The organism is Murinocardiopsis flavida, assembly GCF_003014485.1.
Lineage (GTDB): Bacteria > Actinomycetota > Actinomycetes > Streptosporangiales > Streptosporangiaceae > Murinocardiopsis > Murinocardiopsis flavida.
In genome coordinates this window covers 1-1,721 of record NZ_PYGA01000065.1, presented here as the reverse complement: position 1 = coordinate 1,721, position 1,721 = coordinate 1, and the positions used below count along the sequence as shown (strand labels likewise).

The 1,721-nt window shown below is 77.1% G+C and carries 1 protein-coding gene; it reads left to right on the top strand.

Features of this window, described 5'->3' with window-relative positions; genetic code table 11:
• Positions 1 to 54: 54 nt before the first annotated feature.
• Positions 55 to 1,614: an HNH endonuclease gene (locus CLV63_RS35105; protein ID WP_146165743.1), complete on the top strand. Its 1,560-nt coding sequence runs from the start codon at positions 55 to 57 to the stop codon at positions 1,612 to 1,614.
• The last annotated feature ends 107 nt before the right edge of the window (positions 1,615 to 1,721 follow it).

Genomic DNA, 1,721 nt, shown 5'->3' with positions numbered 1-1,721 from the left:
GAATTCGTATGATCACACATAGTAATTGTAGGTGGGTATAGGTAAAGTGAACACATGGACGAAAACAGCAGCACCACCGGGCCGGGCGACACCGCCCGCGCGGTAGCGCTGCTCGATTCCGCCACCGCCCTGATCACCGGCCACGCCCAGCGCCCCGTGCCCCCCGGCGCCGCCGAGGAACTCGCCGCCCAGGCCCTGGCCCTGATCACCGCGGCCGGACGCCTGCACGCCGCCACCGCCGCCCTGCTGGCCACCGCCCACCACCACGGCGGCACCCGCACCAAAGGCCACCGCGACCTCGCCGACTACACCGCCTGCCAAGCCGGCCTCACCCGCGCCCACGGCCACAGCTACGCCCTGCTCGCCCACCCCCCGGCCGGACTCGACGCCACCCTCGCCGCCCTCGACGAGGGCGCGCTGGGCCTGGGCAAGGCCACCCGCATCATCCACTGGGTCCACACGACCCTGCCCAAGCGCTGCACCACCACCCACCCCGACCCCGCCGCCTTCGCCACCGCCGCCCAATCCCACCTGCTGGCCCTGGCCCTGGAACCGGCCACCACCTGCCGCGACATCGACCTGCTGGGGCGCCGCCTCAACATCCTGCTGGCCCCCGAGGACTTCGACGACACCGAGCGCCACCGCCACCGCGACCGCTCCGCCACCCTGGCCCAGCACCCCGAGGGCGGCTTCCACTTCGACCTCCAGGGCGATTCCGCCTCCGGCGACCAGTGGCGCGCCGCATTGGAGGCCTTCATGGGCCCGCCCGCCCCCGGCGAGGACCGCAGCGCCGACCAGCGCATGTTCGACGCCGCCCTCGACATGGCCCACGCCGCCACCGGCACGACCCCCACCCCCGGCACCGACGCCGGGCCCTGCACGGAACCCGCCCCCGGCCCCGGCACTGAAACCGGCCCCGACTCCGGGACCTGCACGGGGACCGGCCCCGACACCGACACGGGGCCTGACACCGCGCCCGACTCCGGGTCCTGCCCGGGAACCGCCCCCGACACCGGTCCTGACACCGGGCCCGACACCGGCCCCGGGGCGGGCGGGGCGCGGCCCCGCCCGGCGGCCGCGCCGGTGGCGCTGCGCCTGACCGTGCCCCTGGACACCCTGCGCGGCGTCCCCGGCTCCCAGCCCGCCACCAGCGACTACGGCACCATCTGGCCCGCCTGGGCCGCCCGCGCCGCCGCCGGGCACTGCACCCTCACCCGCATCCTCACCCACCCCGCCACCGGCCAACCCCTCGACGTGGGGCGCACCCGGCGCCTGTGCCCGCCCCGGCTGCGCGACGCCGTCATCGCCCGCCACACCACCTGCCAGTGGGAACACGGCTGCGACCACCCCGCCGCCTGGTGCGAGATCGACCACATCACCGCCTGGTGGGAGGGCGGCACCACCAGCCTCGACAACCTCCAGCCCCTGTGCCGCCGCCACAACGTCGAGAAGGAACGCCAACGCCGCGCCGCCGCACCCCCACCCCGCCCCCTCACCGCCCACCCCCACCCCCGCCCGTCCCGGCCTCCGGCCCCGCGGCCCCGGGCCGGGCGCCCCGCCCGCCCACCGCTGCGCCAGGACCCCCTGCCCGGGCCCGCGCCCCCGCCGCCCTAACACCACGGCCACACCACAACCCACCCGCCGGGCCCCCACCCCGGCGGGCCACACCCATGCCCCCACCCCGGCGACCGGCACACGCCGCCCCCAGCCGCCCCAGCAGC

Excerpts from the sequence above, each read along its gene's own strand:
- CLV63_RS35105 (WP_146165743.1), top strand. The coding sequence starts at position 55 with ATGGACGAAAACAGCAGCACCACCGGGCCGGGCGACACCGCCCGCGCG.